The organism is Caldisphaera sp. (assembly GCF_046536515.1).
GTDB lineage: Archaea > Thermoproteota > Thermoprotei_A > Sulfolobales > Acidilobaceae > Caldisphaera.
This window is the reverse complement of record NZ_JAWDMQ010000015.1, coordinates 1-16,681: the sequence shown is the minus strand read 5'-3', so window position 1 is coordinate 16,681 and position 16,681 is coordinate 1. Positions and strand designations below refer to the sequence as shown.

22 protein-coding genes are annotated in these 16,681 nt (G+C 32.1%); 4 read left to right on the top strand and 18 right to left on the bottom strand.

The genetic code is table 11. The features are described 5' to 3' along the window. Positions 1 to 112 precede the first annotated feature (112 nt). Positions 113 to 1,042 carry a deoxyhypusine synthase gene (locus RXO53_RS03635; protein ID WP_410712902.1) on the bottom strand — a complete coding sequence of 310 codons (930 nt, stop codon included), beginning with the start codon at positions 1,040 to 1,042 and terminating at the stop codon, positions 113 to 115. Between the two features lie 135 nt (positions 1,043 to 1,177). Here RXO53_RS03635 and RXO53_RS03630 point away from each other — a divergent pair, with 135 nt between their 5' ends. From RXO53_RS03630 to RXO53_RS03620, 3 genes are all read left to right on the top strand, one after another. After that, positions 1,178 to 1,615, top strand: a complete 438-nt coding sequence (locus RXO53_RS03630) for a hypothetical protein (RefSeq protein WP_410712901.1) — start codon at positions 1,178 to 1,180, stop codon at positions 1,613 to 1,615. Beyond that, positions 1,612 to 3,036 carry a type II/IV secretion system ATPase subunit gene (locus RXO53_RS03625; RefSeq protein WP_410712900.1) on the top strand — a complete coding sequence of 475 codons (1,425 nt, stop codon included), beginning with the start codon at positions 1,612 to 1,614 and terminating at the stop codon, positions 3,034 to 3,036. The genes RXO53_RS03630 and RXO53_RS03625 overlap by 4 nt, the downstream gene beginning before the upstream one ends. Before the next feature lie 173 nt (positions 3,037 to 3,209). Continuing rightward, positions 3,210 to 4,418, top strand: coding sequence for a hypothetical protein (locus RXO53_RS03620; protein WP_410712899.1), 1,209 nt, complete (start codon positions 3,210 to 3,212; stop codon positions 4,416 to 4,418). Here the strand turns inward: RXO53_RS03620 and RXO53_RS03615 are convergent. Continuing rightward, positions 4,407 to 4,910 carry a hypothetical protein gene (locus RXO53_RS03615; RefSeq protein WP_410712898.1) on the bottom strand — a complete coding sequence of 168 codons (504 nt, stop codon included), beginning with the start codon at positions 4,908 to 4,910 and terminating at the stop codon, positions 4,407 to 4,409. The genes RXO53_RS03620 and RXO53_RS03615 overlap by 12 nt on opposite strands. Before the next feature lie 9 nt (positions 4,911 to 4,919). Beyond that, a complete protein-coding gene (locus RXO53_RS03610; RefSeq protein WP_410712897.1) occupies positions 4,920 to 6,044 on the bottom strand; it encodes a DUF373 family protein in 1,125 nt (374 codons plus the stop codon). A gap of 149 nt (positions 6,045 to 6,193) precedes the next feature. On the opposite strand from RXO53_RS03610, the gene pdo reads away from it, so the two are divergent. Further along, positions 6,194 to 6,931, top strand: a complete 738-nt coding sequence (pdo, locus tag RXO53_RS03605; RefSeq protein WP_410712896.1) for a protein disulfide oxidoreductase — start codon at positions 6,194 to 6,196, stop codon at positions 6,929 to 6,931. Here the strand turns inward: pdo and RXO53_RS03600 are convergent. The 15 genes from RXO53_RS03600 to metG all read right to left on the bottom strand — a co-directional run bounded on the left by RXO53_RS03600 (position 6,928) and on the right by metG (position 16,583). Next, a complete protein-coding gene (locus tag RXO53_RS03600) occupies positions 6,928 to 8,097 on the bottom strand; it encodes a hypothetical protein (RefSeq protein WP_410712895.1) in 1,170 nt (389 codons plus the stop codon). The genes pdo and RXO53_RS03600 overlap by 4 nt on opposite strands. A 68-nt stretch (positions 8,098 to 8,165) precedes the next feature. Next, a complete protein-coding gene (locus tag RXO53_RS03595) occupies positions 8,166 to 8,561 on the bottom strand; it encodes a 30S ribosomal protein S8 (protein ID WP_410712894.1) in 396 nt (131 codons plus the stop codon). 11 nt (positions 8,562 to 8,572) lie between these two features. Beyond that, complete coding sequence (locus RXO53_RS03590) at positions 8,573 to 8,737, bottom strand: 30S ribosomal protein S14 (RefSeq protein ID WP_292320496.1); 165 nt, start codon at positions 8,735 to 8,737, stop codon at positions 8,573 to 8,575. A 10-nt stretch (positions 8,738 to 8,747) separates the two neighbouring features. Continuing rightward, on the bottom strand, positions 8,748 to 9,308 hold the full coding sequence (locus RXO53_RS03585) for a 50S ribosomal protein L5 (protein ID WP_410712893.1): 561 nt from the start codon (positions 9,306 to 9,308) through the stop codon (positions 8,748 to 8,750). Continuing rightward, the gene (locus RXO53_RS03580) at positions 9,305 to 10,063 is read right to left on the bottom strand and encodes a 30S ribosomal protein S4e (RefSeq protein WP_410712892.1); all 759 of its coding nucleotides are present in this window, start codon (positions 10,061 to 10,063) and stop codon (positions 9,305 to 9,307) included. The genes RXO53_RS03585 and RXO53_RS03580 overlap by 4 nt, the downstream gene beginning before the upstream one ends. Beyond that, positions 10,063 to 10,512 carry a 50S ribosomal protein L24 gene (gene rplX / locus RXO53_RS03575; protein ID WP_410712891.1) on the bottom strand — a complete coding sequence of 150 codons (450 nt, stop codon included), beginning with the start codon at positions 10,510 to 10,512 and terminating at the stop codon, positions 10,063 to 10,065. Before rplX ends, RXO53_RS03580 begins: the two co-directional genes overlap by 1 nt. A gap of 11 nt (positions 10,513 to 10,523) precedes the next feature. Continuing rightward, complete coding sequence (locus tag RXO53_RS03570; RefSeq protein WP_410712890.1) at positions 10,524 to 10,946, bottom strand: 50S ribosomal protein L14; 423 nt, start codon at positions 10,944 to 10,946, stop codon at positions 10,524 to 10,526. Between the two features lie 14 nt (positions 10,947 to 10,960). Beyond that, on the bottom strand, positions 10,961 to 11,302 hold the full coding sequence (locus tag RXO53_RS03565; RefSeq protein ID WP_410712889.1) for a 30S ribosomal protein S17: 342 nt from the start codon (positions 11,300 to 11,302) through the stop codon (positions 10,961 to 10,963). A gap of 270 nt (positions 11,303 to 11,572) precedes the next feature. Continuing rightward, complete coding sequence (locus RXO53_RS03560) at positions 11,573 to 11,845, bottom strand: ribonuclease P protein component 1 (RefSeq protein ID WP_410712888.1); 273 nt, start codon at positions 11,843 to 11,845, stop codon at positions 11,573 to 11,575. Positions 11,846 to 11,857: 12 nt separating this feature from the next. Beyond that, positions 11,858 to 12,040 carry a 50S ribosomal protein L29 gene (gene rpmC / locus RXO53_RS03555; RefSeq protein ID WP_410712887.1) on the bottom strand — a complete coding sequence of 61 codons (183 nt, stop codon included), beginning with the start codon at positions 12,038 to 12,040 and terminating at the stop codon, positions 11,858 to 11,860. Next, complete coding sequence (locus tag RXO53_RS03550) at positions 12,033 to 12,779, bottom strand: 30S ribosomal protein S3 (RefSeq protein ID WP_410712886.1); 747 nt, start codon at positions 12,777 to 12,779, stop codon at positions 12,033 to 12,035. Before RXO53_RS03550 ends, rpmC begins: the two co-directional genes overlap by 8 nt. 4 nt (positions 12,780 to 12,783) lie before the next feature. Then, positions 12,784 to 13,257: a 50S ribosomal protein L22 gene (gene rplV, locus RXO53_RS03545; protein WP_410712885.1), complete on the bottom strand. Its 474-nt coding sequence runs from the start codon at positions 13,255 to 13,257 to the stop codon at positions 12,784 to 12,786. A gap of 10 nt (positions 13,258 to 13,267) precedes the next feature. Then, positions 13,268 to 13,705, bottom strand: coding sequence for a 30S ribosomal protein S19 (locus RXO53_RS03540; protein ID WP_410712884.1), 438 nt, complete (start codon positions 13,703 to 13,705; stop codon positions 13,268 to 13,270). 103 nt (positions 13,706 to 13,808) lie between these two features. Continuing rightward, positions 13,809 to 14,237 carry an AbrB/MazE/SpoVT family DNA-binding domain-containing protein gene (locus tag RXO53_RS03535; RefSeq protein ID WP_410712883.1) on the bottom strand — a complete coding sequence of 143 codons (429 nt, stop codon included), beginning with the start codon at positions 14,235 to 14,237 and terminating at the stop codon, positions 13,809 to 13,811. 612 nt (positions 14,238 to 14,849) lie between these two features. Continuing rightward, positions 14,850 to 16,583, bottom strand: a complete 1,734-nt coding sequence (gene metG, locus RXO53_RS03530; protein WP_410712882.1) for a methionine--tRNA ligase — start codon at positions 16,581 to 16,583, stop codon at positions 14,850 to 14,852. Between the last annotated feature and the right edge of the window lie 98 nt (positions 16,584 to 16,681).

Sequence of the window (16,681 nt, the reverse complement as noted above, 5' to 3'; positions counted from 1 at the left end):
GGCACTCATTTTTTACCCCTCTTAAATTCTTTTAACTTACTAGACTTAATACCAGTATAAGGTATATGTCTAAGGTTTTAATAATTTAGTAAAAAATTTATATTATAATTTTTTAATACTTAAGAAGATAAGCAGCTAATATAGGCAATGTTATTGTAGCATCTCCATAAACTATAGATTTTTTAGCTTTAGGTTTAACCTTCCCCCAAGTTATTGCTTCTCTTGGCATAGCACCGCTTAGGCTTCCATCCCACTCAGATGCCGTAGTCAAATAAACTACGTAATCCAGCCCATTTCTAAATTGGCTCCACCAAATAGCATGGTGTTTGCTTATCCCCCCTCCAATAATAAGGGCAGAAGCTTTTTCATTTTCATCAAAAAATATATCAGCAAGCTTTTTCATATCTATAAAATAATTTACTTTGAAATCTTTGTATTTTACAGATTCCATAAATAAATCAGTTCCAAATGCTCCGTCTGGCCAACCAGGGACAAAAACATATGCTCCAGAGTTTTTAGCGGCCCTTAAGAGGCTGTTCTCATCATTAATCATGCCTCCTGCTAAATTCAAAAGCTCGTAAACCCCCCACTCATTTTTAATTTTAACTGCTTCATCAACAAGTTTTCTTACAAACTCCTCTACTTTAAGGCCGTAATCATCAGTTCTTATAAAAACGTTTCCTAACCTATGTATATTGTTTTTATATAGGCTTTCATCATCAGATTCAAAATATCCTTTAAAGTATATACCTCCATTAGACCTAGCTATATCGTGATCTAAAGCTCCACAAGTAGTTATTATAACATTAAATACCTTCTTTTCTATGAGTTGCGTTATAATACCTCTCAATCCGGTTGAAATTAAATTACCAGTAAAGGTCAAAATCCTTATATTTGATTCCTTTAAACCTTCAGCTAAGATATTTGCAGATTCGTAAAGATGACCTGCCATAAATCCATATATATCTCCATAATATTGTATTAATTTTTCAACAGACATATTTGGGTCTATTCTAACGTCTTTAACTGGCTTAATTTCCATTTTTCATCACATCTCTAATAAATAACATTTATAAATAAAAGCTTAACATAAAAGTCCTATTATTAGGGTTTATAAGCATTTCTACATTGAAATGAAAATAATTTTTAATACAAATGAATTATTTGGTGAATTAGCTTGAGAAAGAGGAGTTTGTCTAATTTAATTGGTACTGTTATTTTAATTAGTGCAACATTAATTGGAGGTGTGCTCGTTTATAACTACTTCCAAAAATCTTTAAATGCTATGGAAAATATGGGGCAAGGAGTAAATGTAATAGCAAACTCGCAGATGATCAACAGCAATAGCCAGGTTATATACGTGAAAATCACAAATGACATGCAAAGTCAAATAAAAATAACTGGAATCTATGGAATCTATCAAAATGGAACACAGAAAAACATTACATTATCATCGAATAACATAGTTCCTGATATAATAAACGAATATATTAATCCCAGCCAGTCTATATCCTTTGTTATTTATGTGCCTTCTAGCATACAATCTATATTTTTACAGTATAATGATACACAATCAAATACGATTATGTCAACCCAGCCAGTTGGCTTAAAGTGATAAAATTGAGGCTAAGCTTAGAGAAAGCCTTCAGAATAATTAAAAATGATTTAAACAAAGAAGATAAAAAAGAAATTTTTTATAATCAAGAGGACAATCGTCTTTCTAGAAATCCACCAAAGTGGTCGGTAATTGCTCAATATAAAGTAGGCCCCGTTAATTATTATGTCTATAGAGGAGAGGACAATTTAGTTCACCTTTACATAAATGAACCAAAAATAGAATTTAATATGGATTTACTAGTAGGGATTAAAAAAGATACAAACGAAGAAGAGAGATACCTAATTAATAAATATAAAAGTGGATATGGAAAAATTTATCCGTTGATTATAGATCCGCACATAGATGAAATATCATATAACGGTTATACCAATAATATAAGCGCAATACATAAATTAGTTCCATCGAGATGGATCATAGTTGACATAAAACTAGAAAAAGAAGAATCGGATTCTTTAGTTATAGAGCTTGCTAGAAAGGCAAATAAGGTAATCAGCCTCACTACTCCCTATGTAGAGGGTATAACAGATGATGGAAATAGAATATCTGCCTCATTCCTTAATGAGATTTCTCATTTTGGTAGTAACTTTGTTTTAAGAAAGTATCCAGAAAAACCGTTAACTATGTCAGATCTATTAGCATCTAAGGTCTTAAGTCCTGTTATAGCAGCATATATATGGCTTTTAGCAGAGGCTCAAGGATTTTTAATGATATCAGGAAGCATGGGTAGCGGAAAGACAACTCTTTTGCAATCCATAGCAAGTGTTTTACCTCCTTATAGCAAGATAATTACAATAGAAGACACCCCTGAATTAAAGCTTATTTCGCCAAATTGGGATTCTTTTATAACAAGACCTAAGTTACCTGGAAGTGAAATTCAAGAAATTAGTCTTGAGGATTTGCTAAAATATGCATTAAGAAGAAGGGCAGATTATGTTATAGTGGGAGAAGTAAGAGGAAGGGAGGCAAAAGTTCTTGCACAAGCTGCAACTAGCGGCTATGGAGCTATGACCACAATTCATTCAGATTCTCCCGAGGGCGTAATATCGAGGCTTAGTTTAGAACCAATAAAGTTGCCCCCTCTTTTCATAAAGTCAATTACAGCAATAATTCAAATAAGAACCTTGCCTTCTTTAGGAGGAAAAGCTATAAGAAGGATATATGAAATAGATGAAATAGACAATGAGGATTTAGTAAATGTATACAAACTAGGTTATCAACAAAATGATATAGATAGCATTGTAAGCAAAAGCAAAAAACTAGAGATTGCAAGCAACAGGCTTGGCTTCAATTATAACGAAATATCTGAAGAATTGAAATCCAGGATAGAGTTCTTAGAAAATAACATGGGGAAAAGTCCGGAAGATTTCTATGTTGCTTTGTCAAGATACTATGTAGAGAAATATGGAGATGTACTATGATAAAACTTTATATCAAAAAGCTAGATTACTTGAAATTAGATATAAAAACTATTGTTCTAATAAAAAAGGCTAGCAAATTACTTAAAATAATATCTTTCTTTATGATTTTTATCTTAGTTTACTTATTAATAATACATAAATTTTTTATAAGTTTTTTAATAGGCCTGACTTCAATGTTGTTTTTCTTTTCTGATTTTTGGATTCCTGAGATTTGGCTTAAGATTTTAAATAATGGAATAGAAAACGAGCTGCCTTCTCTCTTAGCCTTCTTAATACCATATGCCTTTACAACAAAGAACCTTGTTGATCTATTATTGTCAATGCCCGATTCTTTAAAATTAAAATATATAAAGAAAGAAATCAATAGACTAAAAACTATTCTAAATTTTACTCAGGATAGCAGAAAGGCATTATCTAAATTAGGTGAAACTACGCCAAACTTAAGGTTTAAGAGGCTTATTATAGACTATGTTCAATCCGAATACATGGGAACTCGAAAGAACAGAATTACTGCGCTATTGTATAAATATGCAATTTATGGTATAAGAGATAGGTGGAAAAACTATATAGAACTTGGGAAGGAGCTTGTTGAAATAAGCATAGGGATTATTTTGTCAATAGGTATGCTAGCAATACTAATTTTATTTAACGGCTCAAACCTATTATTTATAGTATTAGTTTTTGGATTATTTTTTATTCCTATAATTTCTGTTCTTCTTCTCTTATTAAGGCCGAAAATAGGCGAACCTCAAGATAATTATTATATTGAAACATTATCAATAATTATTCCATTGATATCCTCTTTTCTCATATTAAAAAACATGCTATATTTTTCATTAATTCCTCTTATAATAGGTATTCCAATAATTGAAATTTACAACAAGAAAATAAAAGAAAAAATAGATATAGCTTTATTAAATTTAAGAAGTGCTGCAGAGAAAGCTAAGATAGGAAAAAGGTTTGATTTAGAGCTAAGTAAAGCTAAAATATTAGCAAACAATATAATTCAAGCTATTTTAGAATCAGAGAAAATAGCCGGAAAAATAGGAGTTAGCAATGCTATAGAAGGGATTAGACTTATAATTGAAGAATCCAGAAGGTTATCGGACTCAATAAAAGCGCAGTCAATTTTTATGATGTCAATAGCAGTTATTTCTCCATTAATATCTCTGTTTGCTATAAATATTATTTCTAATACTTTTCTTAATTCAAATCAGCTGATACCAATCAACTATAGCATGATATATTTTTCAAAAATAATCATAGCTTCTCTTTCTCCATTATCAGTCCTACCTGTTTCTATATTATATAGAGGAAGAATTCCAACACTCATACCAAGCCTGATTTCTACATTGCTAATTATATCATTGCTAAGATATTGAATCAAAATAAAATAATCTTGACTCGTAATATGTTATTTCTCCATTTTTATCAACTATAGCAATAACTGGTATATGAGAATCTGCTACAGCTAACTCGCTCCATTCTGTAATCTGAAAAGTAGTTATCAAATCGCCTTCTCCTAATACCAAGACTTCAAATTTTTTAAGATTAGGCGTTTCAGAAATTAAAGTATTATCTCTTGAACCTTCCCAAACTCTTCTTCCCCTTTTTCTCAAATCAAAATAAACTAAAAATAAGTTTAAAGGTATCTTATAATATTTTATAATTTCTAATGCATTTTCCCAGCCAGTTTTACCATTTATATTGGCTCTTTCAATAGCAATTAAATATAGGCTTTCTAAAATATTTAAACGATTATTTATAATGAGGCCATTTTTTTCTAATTGATCACAGAAGTCTTTGTTATTGCAAGTCCTAATTACTACCTTCCCGTCTTCCATAACTAAATCTAAGTAGCTTTCTTTAGACATTTTATTTCTCTACCTCTTTGAACGTCTAAAATATAAATAATCTGCCAATTCTATCAATGCTGCAATTCCTGCACCTGCAACGCTGTATAAAAGGAACCCGCTTCCTATAAACAAATTAATTACTACTGATCCAGTAATAATGCCTACTTTTAATCCATAATTTTCCAATGTTATGCCCAGTTGGTAAAATGCTAATGCTAAAGAAATAATTATTGCTATAGATGCTGTTTCTTTTAATATATTTAAGTTGCTCTTTGTTACTTTATAAAATACTCTGGAAACAACTATATATAATGTAAATCCCGCAAGTAAAATAGGTATTGAATTAGCTATTATACTGCCAGAAAATGTTATAAGGTTTTCTTTGCTTAATGCCGAATAATATCCAGCAAGAACGCTGGCTAAAATTGTAACTCCAAGTATGCCGATACCAGCAATTTGGAAATGGCTAGTCTCTCTCAAATAATTAGTAAATCCTTTTAATATGTTATACGTTCTGTCCTCTATATTGAACCCTTTTACTATCAAAAAAATTCCTATTATTGCTAGCATAATCTTTAATGCCAACAATATGTATCCGAAAACAGACAATATACCAAATAAGGCAACTAATATACCTGGTATGCCTAAGAAATATTTTGAATATTTAGGGTCTTCTATAGCCTTTCTTATATACCTTGCTAATAAAAAATAGCTACCTTCAACACCCAAATGCTGTTCTACAATAACTCTTCTAAGCCCTGCTATTGGTGCAAGATCCCTTAATACTTCTGCTACCAAGAGCTCATCAGTTCCATCACTTACCAAATAAAACTCTGCATTTTTATTACCTATTTTTTCTAATAATTGCTTAACTCTATCTTTAATTAAGATCTGAGCCAGCATATTATTAGTTGGATGACCTCCTACAATGGCAATTTCTGTGTCATTATTCGATGTTCTTAAATTCTCATATAAATTAAGACCTGCAAATATAGCATTTGTATCCGCATCTTCAGGTCTTTTTTCTGCAAAATCAATCGCAGCTTTCATTACCTCATCTCTTCCAAATATTAGAGATTTACCAGTAACGCTGCCTATATCATCATCTATATCTATTATCAGTACTATTAGTTTTTTGATATTTTCCTCCACTATTTTTTGCCCAAAATGTCTATATGAATTCCAAAATAATAATATTTTCTTTCATCATTTTTAAAGCAAATTTATTAAAAATTATTTTATTTAACGCGAGTTTATAATCTCTGGTTTTTAGCTAATATTATGCTGATAGGGTGAAAAAAGTGTCAGGAAAGTATTATGACTTAGATTTAGATGAATCGTTTATAAACGAGCTTAGAGAGACCCTTGCATATATGGTAAACCCCGTTACTATAAGCATATTCGTTGGAGAAGAATGCGAGACTTGTGAAGACACAATAACACTAATAAATACCATAGCAAATGCCTCACCTACAAAAAATGGCAAAAAAATGATTGAGGTTAAAATATATAACAAATCAAATCAAGAAGACTTAAAAGAATTTGAAAAACAAGGAGTTGAAAGAATTCCAGCAGTAACTCTTATAGGTGGATTAATAAAATATAGCGGAATACCTGCAGGAGAAGAAATAAGAGGGTTCATTGAAACTATAATGAGAATAAGCGAGAATGATTCAGGTTTAGAAAAAGAGACTAGAGAAGAACTAGCTAAATTAAAAGGTAAAGTACATATAGAGACTGTTATAACTCCGTCTTGCCCCTACTGTCCTTATGCGGTGCTATTATCAAACATGTTTGCTTACGAAGCGTACAAACAAAACAATCCAAATATACTCTCTGAAACAGTTGAAGCTTACGAAAATATGGATATAGCTGAAAAATATGGCGTTATGAGCGTACCAGCAATAGCTTTAAACGGCGTAGTATCTTTTGTAGGAGTTCCTTATGAAGAAGACTTCATAACATATATAAAGGCTGCTGCAGAGAATAAATTAAAACAAATTGTTCCAAAAGAAGAAGGAGAAGCAACTGGAATCTAACCCTTCAAATTGCTCAATAGTTTATTTTTAATTGAGGATTCATGACTTAAATATATTTTCGCTTTGCAATAGCAACCAGAAGGTGATGGTATTCTGTAGATTCCTGAACTATCTAATATATCATAACATCCAAGATGTGAGCATATTTCTATTTTTTCTGTTCTAGTTTTAGGTAATATTTCTATAATTGAATTGTGGTCAGAGACATTAAATATTTCAAATTCTATTGTTTTATTGGTAATTCCTCTTAATACTACAGACGAATAACCACTCCTTATATTATTTATAAATTCATATCCATAGGGAAAGCTTGTATTGATCTCCATTAATACGTTAAAAGATCTTAAAATTCCTCCTTTTACTATATAAAATGGTTTTTTAGAATTTATGTTTAATATTCCCGATTCAAATTTTATTTCAATTTCATAATTAGATACAAAACCTATCTCAGAATTTAAGACAAACGCATTTGTTTTAAAATCTAATTTTCTCGAATGAAATTTAAAGAACTTAAAAGGATAAAGTATATGATATGAAATGTCGTGATAAGGTATTTTTAAAAATACTTCATTATCATGATCAAATAATAGAGCTATATCATTGTTAGTAAAAAGAGTTCCTACATTTGTTTCATATATATTTATTTTTCCTGAAGAGAACCTCTCTATAACATTAAACTGCAAAGGACCTATGCTATAATAATTATTTTTCACTTGAGCTCTTTTTACTTCTAGACATTCCTGTGACTTTACAATTGAAAAAGGATCAGAGACACGAACAAAAATTTTTTTATCTTTATAACTATAACAACTTCCATAACTTAACTCATTAAGAATTGGGGCATATGAAACAAATCCAAAAGGGTTTATTATATAGCCATTATTAATCGTTGTATTTGGGTTATAGATTTTGTAATTAAAAAATAAATTATTTATTGGCTTCTCTGGAATCTTTGATAACAAACCTCCGCCGTTAATTTTCAATTGATAAATATTACAACACAACCATGTTAACTTTACATCTTTGTCAATATTTATATCATAAATGCCATTATTGTTTGCTATTGCTGGAAAACTTGGTATATTTAAAATCTCTTTTTTATATACGTCGCCTATTTTAAATTTTTCATAATTAAACCATTCATTAAATACAAAACTTTTTTCCAACTACTTGACCTCCTATTTTAAATTTCGCTTTATTAATTAATAATAAAAACTTGTTTACAAAACAAAATTTAATATACGTACGCTATTATAACTCCTCCTGTCTTTTTGACAAGAGCATCTTTATGTGTCATAACGCCTTGATTTGTAGATAATATTAAGTGACCAAGATCCCTGCTTGCTAAAAATCTTCTCAAGTTCTCTGGAAGCCTTAATAATTCATTATATTTTATAGAAACTCTCGGCCTAACTGGGCCTATTTTATTAATTCTACCTAATAGCTGTACTTTAAACTTTCCAAACCTACCATCATCAACATATTCAAATTCTCCTATATATCCTTCTTTCTGAAGAACTCTAAGAACTGAAGCTGAGAGCTTTGAAGCTGGTAACAATACGACCTCCCTTTCTCCTCTAAGCTCGGAGTTCATTATTGAGGACAAATGATAAGCCAAGACATCTACCATTATTTATCACCTTACTTATATTTCTTAAATCCTAACGATGGGGCTACCTCCCTAAAACATTGTCTGCACAAATAAATTCCATACTTCTGAATAACAGCGTCCCTAGTTCCACACCTTTGACATTTCTGAGCACCACGCCCAATGCTTTTTACTTTAGGTGGTTTGTATTTTCCCATTCCATTCACCTCATATAAATGTAACCCCTAATTCTTTACTAAGCAGCACCATTGTTTCTTCCGGCTTCACTCTATGCCTTATTGGCATTTTAGATGTTTTAATCTTTCTCTTTTCTATTCTATATCCAGGCTTTTCTACTGTTATTATTACATCCATCCCTACAATACCTATTTCTGGATCATATCTTGCGCCGGGCAACAATATATATTCTGTGATTCCAAAGCCTACATTACCGAATTTGTCAATACTGTTCTTTTTAATTCTATATCCAACTGCTTCCAGAGCCTTCTTTAAAAAGGCATAAGCTTTTTCCCCTCTTAATGTAACCATTGTTGCTATGTTCTCGCCTTTTCTTATGCCAAAAGGTCTCACTGTTTTTTTAGCTCTTCTTAAAGAAGCCTTTTGACCTGTAAGCTGCGTTAGCAATTCTTGTATTTTAACAAGCTTTTCGCCTGATTGACCTAATGCTATATTTACAGTAACTTTAACTATTCTTGGTTTTGTCATGGGATTTTCTTCCCATGATTTTAATATCTTATTTACCTCATTATCATCTAAAGCTACGCTCATAATTCTATCTCCTCCGGTAATGTAATAACTGGCTTCTCTTTTCCTATAACTAATACATAGTCAAGAGCTGTTTGTATTTTCTTACCCCCCTTTCCTTCTAGAGTTATTGAAGTCCACTTCCAACCCCATTGTTTATTTATAGATACTAACTTACCTAACTTACCTACGTTCTTTCCCCATACTATTAATGCAATATCACCAATTTGGAATGGTATGTGATCCTTAATTTCTTGATTTAGTAAATCTAATAACAAGGTATCCAATGTATTATAGGGGACATCTTTCTTTTCTTTTTCATTTAATTTAATTAATATATTTCTTCCTCCACTAAGATTTAATTGTAAATTCCCTCCCTTCACTATAGTCTTATTCTCTATTCTGACAGGCTTAATACTGGCCTCTTCTTTAGTTATTTTATGCAACCTAAGATAATCTGTTGGATATGGAATTACTCTATAATATTCATCATTTTCAGGTATTTCCAAAACATCCATGGCGCTTAAAGGATATTTATAATCTCTTACTACTTTTCCATCAACTTTAATTTTTCCTTCTGCAATTATTTTAATAGCTTCCTTACCAGATTCTGCATATTTTAATATATCCCTTAAAACTAACATTAATGGTAAACTTTGTTCAACTTTATGAGGACCTGGTGAGGGCTTAACAGTCCATGGTCTGACCTTTCTTGGAACAGGCCAAAACATTGGAGCAGCTTTGGCTTTAATAGATCTACTTCCTCCCATATTACCCATCACTTTTCACCTTGTTTTTCCTCAGGTTGTTTTTCTTCAGCTACTTTAGCTTCTGTAACTTCACTTTTTTCTTCTTGCGTAACCATTTTTCCTCCTCTTCTCTGTACTATTTTTCTTCTTTCTTCATCTTTTAAATCTAAATCAGTGATTATTAAATTCCATGGTCTAAATTTAACAGGTATTTCAGTACCATCAGCTTTTTTCCTCGTAATGCCTTCAATTTTAACAAATAATCTCTTTAGATCTATTTCAGATACTTTTCCTGTTTTACCTTTATAAGATCCTTTGACCACTTTAACTTTATCCCCAACTCTTAATGGCATATTTCTAATACCAAATTTTTCTCTCAGCTCTTTGCTTAATTGCACTGTAACAAGCTTATGCTTTAAATGAAGGGGCATATTAAACAAAAACTTACGTTGCTTTCTTGGATTAGATGACCTTATCATATTACAACACCTCATATAATAGAGGTAGCAAGCTTAGCTACCGTTGGCCACCTTTCTGCTACTTCTTTAGGAACTGAACCTCTTATCTCGCTTCCTTTAGGGGTTCCATCAGGGTTAACTAAAACTAAAGCATTATCATTAAACGATATCCAAGTGCCGTCAGACCTCTTATATGGTCTTTTTTGCCTTATAATTACTGCATAACTTATTTGTTTTCTAACTTGAGGATTTCCTTTTTTAATAGATACAACTACTAAATCCCCAACGGTTGCCCTTGCTAATCTTCTAACCCTAGTTTTAACTAATGGTACATCAACTATTAAGGCTTCTTTGGCCCCACTATTATCTGCAACGAAAGCTGTTGAACCAACTTGAAGGCCAGCGCTTAACCCCCTTCTTGAAAGCACTGCTCCATACTTCTTCCTCTTTGGCATTTAATTAACACCCCTTATGTATGTTTACCTAATATCACAAACTTAATAGTTTTTGATAATGGTCTAGTTTCACCAATTACTACCTTGTCTCCCTCCTTTATATCTAAGCATGCTGGCACATGCACATGCTTTTTAGTTCTTCTCCATTCATATCTCTTATACTTACGATTATAATACAAATGCTCATGCCTTACAACAGCACTTTCTTTTGTTCTTAGCTTTTCAACAACAACTTCTAATAACACACCTCTAACCTTAAGTGATCCATGCCATGGACAATATGGATCACTACAGCTTTTTTGGGGCGGACTCACCCCAGGTATTTGCAAATTCTTTATTGCTTTCTGTTCTGGCATTAATCTTACACCTATCGCGATTCCATTTTTACCGCACATCAAAAAGTAAAAAATGATACTTATAAACTCTATTGGGGGTAATTCAAGCACATTCTATATAAAAATTCATAAAGCTTATTCTTTAACCGCATATATAATTAAAACATTTTTTAATCTTTAGATTATTTTTGGTTAAATTCTTTTTAAGTTATTAAAAAACAATATATTTATGTTTTGTAAACTCTTCAAATATATTAAAAGATTTAATAAAAATATCATAAACTTATAAAATTATTTTATTAAGTTTTTTACTCTATCCTCAGGCCTACCTATTAAATCATCGCCTAAAACAGTTATTTTTTCATTTTCAATTAAAAATTCAAAAATGGCTCCTTTCTTCATTACAATCTTTTTGCCTTTATCGGTTTCTAAAACTAATGTATTTTTTGTTTCGTAATATACTTTTCCGCATTTCCCTTCCAAATTAGGATCTAAATGCTTTAAAATACAAACATTTAAACCAATAATTTCGTGATAAATTATATTTTTTCTATTGATTTTCAAATATTTTCACATTTACTTTTTCTTTTCATTCATAAATGTTAATATTCTTGCTTTATTTTTCCTCAACTGCTTGATTTTTGCAGGGTTATCCAAAGATCCTGTAGAGGCTTTATGTCTAAGGATGGCTAATTCTGATACAGTATCACTTAATGCCTTCTTTACTTCGTCTTCTTGCATTTTCCTAAGTTCACTCATTTTGAGCTTGTATTTCCCCACCTTCCTCAACCTCCTTTTCTTCACTCATTTCCTCCATCATTTCCTCCAATTTCTCCTGTCCTTCTTCAGCTTTAATTTCTTCTACCTGCTCTTTTAAGGATTGAATCACGTTCTTGATTTCATCTTCTCCTTTTTCATATATGTGCGGCTGTGATGCCTGTTGCTTAACTATAATTACTCTTACACCATAAACTCCTTGAGGCAGCTTTGCACCAGAAACTGCCTTATCTACATATTGATCTACTATATCTCCAGTTTTAATTACTTTACCCATTTGAAGCTTTTCAAATTTAGCTCTTTCGTTTGTTAACTTCCCACTTATTACTATCTCTGCTCCTATAGCTCCAGCTTCTATTATTCTTCTTAATGTAGCCATTGCAACCCTTCTAAAATGATAACCCATTTCTAAAGATCTAGCAACCCTAAATGCTTGAACTCTTGCGTTAAGTTCCATGTTATCTGGCTGGCTAACGGTTACCTGGGCATTTTCTAAACCAAAAACCTTTTGAAATACTCCTTGTAACCTCCTGATAGTTGCTCCTTTCCTACCAATTATTAGTGCAGGTCTTTCTGCATATATATGAATCCTTGTCCCAAGTCCGCTTTGAATTATGTGAACTCCAGAATATCCGGCTGTGTAGAAATTTTGGGCAAGATACTCATCTATTTTTGCCCTAAGCATTGCTTGATCCAGGAAAAATTTTTTTATTCTAGACATAATTTCATTCCTCCATTCTAACTATTACTTCTACATTTGATCTGAACTTTCTAATTACATCGGCCCTTCCAAAAGCCCTTGGCATAGCTCTCTTTAATGTTAAACCTTTGCTTACAGCTATATGAGATATAACTAGTTTCTCTACTTCCAATCCTTTATTTTCTGCATTATTTTCAACATTTTCTAATAATTTTAAAACATACTTAGATGCTTTTATAGGGTACCTACCAGATGGTACGCCCCATCTATCGCTTAAACCCCTTTTATGCGAAACCTTTTTATTAGACCTTCTAAATGGTACAGGCTCCTTTTGCTCAATTACGTTCTGCAAGAATTTTTCAGCCTTTTTTAAATTCATACCATTTATCGCTTTAGCTATCTCAACTATTACCTTAGGATGCACAGGCACCTCTCTAATTACTGCTTTCGCTACTTTGCTTTCATCGGGAATTCTAAATGAATAATTCCATTGCGGCAACTAAACCACCTCACACTTTAGCAGCTACGTGCAAGCTGCTCTTAGACGCCTTTAATCCTGGTTCTCCGTGATGTACTGTCTTTGTTGTATGGCTGTATTCTCCAAGTCTATGTCCAATCATTTCAGGGGTTATCCTAACTGACACATATTCTTTACCATTATGAACTGCTATTGTCAATCCAATCATCTCTGGCAATATAACTAGGTCCCTAACATGAGTTTTGATCACAGTATTAACCTTGTTAGGATCTTGTTGTATAGCCTTTCTGAGGGCCCTTATCTTAGCTAACAATACTTTTTGAGATGGTGTAAAACCTCTTGTCAAACTTCTCCTAGACCTCGACGGAAATAGTTTAACCAATTCATCCATGGGCATATTGAGTAATTCATCTAAAGTCTTACCTCTATATTTAAATCGCTTCCATTCTGGTTTCAGCTCAATCGACATTTCTTTCACCTAACTGGCTCACGCGCTTTCTAGCAATTCCTAGTTATTTATACTCCTTTAAAATCCTTTTATGCTATAATGAAATAAATTTTATTTAGAATGTTTAATATGAAGGAACTTCAAATTGCTTTACTCTTACTTGAGTAACTACATCTATAGATTCCAGTGCAGACTTTAATTTATCAGCATCTATAGAACTTTGACTTATATCTATAATAAATGTACACTCTCCTTCTTCTCTCCTTGTTATAGATGTGCATCTGTTTGCAATAATATCTATTTTATATTCCGCAATTTTATCAATAACCTTTGCCAACGACCCAGGTTTGTCTACCATGTCTATGCTTAATTCTAATACTTTAGCATTTTCAGATAGTATAGGACTTATTACAATTTCTTTTTTATCGCTATCAGCTAATAATGCAACCAGCATTCCCGGTTCTATTCCCAAATTTTCCCTCATAGTTTGAGGTATTGTTATCCTGCCTTTGGAATCTACCTTAACCAATCCAGTAACTCTACTACTTGACACAAAGTACACCCCATTAAATTCTCAACCTAATTTACTTAGATCCTTTTTATTTATAGACAAGCTAAGAAATATAAAATTTTACTTTTTGTAACACTTTTCAATTTAAAATAAAAAAATTCAGAAAGTATTAGCAGTTTTGCGCGCTAACCTCCTTCCCACCCCAAAGGATAAGGGTTCCCTCAGGGTAGATCATAGGTTTGTGGTTTACTGCCTTCATTTTCATCATTTCATAGCTAACGGATGAAATCACTCACCACGCTCTATTTATCCAGGTAAACCATTGGTCAAGCCTTCAACCAATTACCCCTATCCCACACTGGCCTCCCATCCCAGATCCAAGGAACTTGGGAATATGTGGAGCCATGAGGAATCTCCTTATGGGGACACGTTTTATTTTACAATACTTTTAAAACTGGAATCTAAAAGCTTTTACCCACCCCTAGAAGGGGCTTGTCGTTCACTTTTTCAGAGTGAGACTAGGTATTTCATCTCTCCATTTTTTGCGCGGTCAGAGTGAGACTAGGTATTTCATCTCTCCATCATGGGTTGCCCACGTCATCATACCGCTAATTTTAAATTTGGCATCAAATACCCTTATATATTAATTCAAAATTAAGATTTAGCTATAGTAATTTCTTTTAACAAGTTCGGCCTATTTGAATTTGCTTCTTCTCTTGCATTTTTAATTATATTACCTATGTTTTCCAAGAAATCTTCTGGTAACTTCTTAAAAATTGGTTCAACTTTATTTAATTTCATTCCTGGCTCAACATTTTTATATAGCATTTCATTCCATTTAACTTCATATACATTAGTGCTATAGCCTAATTGTTTCCATACAATGTTTGATGTTGAAGGCATAAATGGATATAAAAGTAATGATATGTTTTTTATTATATTAACTGAAACATTCATAACTCCTCTTGCAACCTTTATGTCTTTGCGATATAGATCCCATGGAGCTCTGTCGTTAAGATACTTATTGCCTAGCCTTGCTATTTCTAAGATACTGTCCGTCGCTTTTTTAAGCCTAACTTCGTCTAAACTTTGTTTATATTCATTTATATAGGAGTAAACAGCTTTATTTGTTTCCACATCTGCATCTTCCAACTTTTCTGCTTCTGGTATAATTCCGTTAAACCTTGATCTTAATAATGAAAATACTCTATAAATAAAATTACCAATATCATCATTTAATTCATTATTCACTATCTTAACAAATTCTTTCCAAGTAAAATTGGAATCTCCCCCTTCGGGCCTTATTCTAATTAATACCCACCTCCAATATTCTGCAGGTGCTATACCTAAAGCCTCATCTAGCCATACTCCAATTTTTCTGCTCTTACTAAATTTTTGTCCTTCATACATCAAATACTCCGTAGAGTTTATTTTCCATGGAAGTATGTAATCTTCTTCTGATGCAATTAGCAAGGCAGGTAATACAATAGAGTGGAAGGGTATGTTATCTTTTCCTATAAAATATATAGATTTTGTTTCTTTGTCTTGCCAATATTCCTTCCACGCATCGTTTCCTTTTCCTATTCTTATTAAATACTCTTTAGTTGCACTTAAATAACCCAAAAGTGCGTCAAACCACACATAAATAGTTTTATTTTGAGTATCTGGAAAAGGTGATTCTATACCCCAATTTATATCCCTAGTTATGCTTCTTGGCTTTAAACCGTGCTTTACCCATGATATACTGTAATTTTTAACATTATCATCCAGCTCATTATTATTAATAAGCCAATTCAATAATCTTTCCTGTATTTTGGATAAATCTATAAAATAATTTTTTGTTTTCATCCAAACAGGAGTTGATCCGCATAAAGCACACTTCGGATTTATCAAATCTTTGGGTGATAACAGCCTACCGCATTTATCGCATTGATCTCCATGAGCTTGATCGAATCCGCAATATGGACAGGTTCCAACAACATATCTATCCGGCAAAAACATTTTATCGTTTAAACAATAAGGAAGTTCTTCTTCCATTGGAAAAATATAACCCTTCTCGTAAATTTTCATCAAAAATTCTTTAACAAATTCTTTATGAACATCGCTTTCTGTTCTTGAAAATAAACTGAAATCAAAATTAAATTCTTTAAATAATTTTAGCATATATTCGTGAACCTGATCAGTCAATTCCTTAGGTTTAACTTTTCTTTTTCTAGCCTCTAGTTCTATTGGGGTACCGTGTTCATCGCTACCGGTAACAAATATAACATCATTTCCCAATGCTCTAAGGTATCTTGCATACACATCAGCGCTCAATAAATGGAGAACTGTTCCTAAGTGTGGAATAAAATCTGAATATGGCCATGCTGATGCAACAATGTATTTCAATGCAATCACCCTTAATTTGCAGCTTCACTCTACAAAGCAAGATACAAAAATAAAAATTATAAAGTTATTACTGCTAACCTCTTTCCCGCCCCAAAGGA

Coding starts and splice junctions, on each gene's coding strand:
- RXO53_RS03550 (WP_410712886.1), bottom strand. CDS start 12,779: ATGTCTAGAATAAAAAAATTTTTCCTGGATCAAGCAATGCTTAGGGCA.
- RXO53_RS03540 (WP_410712884.1), bottom strand. CDS start 13,705: ATGTCGATTGAGCTGAAACCAGAATGGAAGCGATTTAAATATAGAGGT.
- RXO53_RS03570 (WP_410712890.1), bottom strand. CDS start 10,946: ATGCCAAAGAGGAAGAAGTATGGAGCAGTGCTTTCAAGAAGGGGGTTA.
- RXO53_RS03635 (WP_410712902.1), bottom strand. CDS start 1,042: ATGGAAATTAAGCCAGTTAAAGACGTTAGAATAGACCCAAATATGTCT.
- RXO53_RS03620 (WP_410712899.1), top strand. CDS start 3,210: ATGTTGTTTTTCTTTTCTGATTTTTGGATTCCTGAGATTTGGCTTAAG.
- RXO53_RS03565 (WP_410712889.1), bottom strand. CDS start 11,302: ATGCCAGAACAGAAAGCAATAAAGAATTTGCAAATACCTGGGGTGAGT.
- RXO53_RS03595 (WP_410712894.1), bottom strand. CDS start 8,561: ATGGTAGATGTCTTGGCTTATCATTTGTCCTCAATAATGAACTCCGAG.
- RXO53_RS03615 (WP_410712898.1), bottom strand. CDS start 4,910: ATGTCTAAAGAAAGCTACTTAGATTTAGTTATGGAAGACGGGAAGGTA.
- RXO53_RS03585 (WP_410712893.1), bottom strand. CDS start 9,308: ATGAGCGTAGCTTTAGATGATAATGAGGTAAATAAGATATTAAAATCA.
- RXO53_RS03590 (WP_292320496.1), bottom strand. CDS start 8,737: ATGGGAAAATACAAACCACCTAAAGTAAAAAGCATTGGGCGTGGTGCT.
- rplX (WP_410712891.1), bottom strand. CDS start 10,512: ATGATAAGGTCATCTAATCCAAGAAAGCAACGTAAGTTTTTGTTTAAT.
- RXO53_RS03580 (WP_410712892.1), bottom strand. CDS start 10,063: ATGGGTAATATGGGAGGAAGTAGATCTATTAAAGCCAAAGCTGCTCCA.
- rpmC (WP_410712887.1), bottom strand. CDS start 12,040: ATGAGTGAACTTAGGAAAATGCAAGAAGACGAAGTAAAGAAGGCATTA.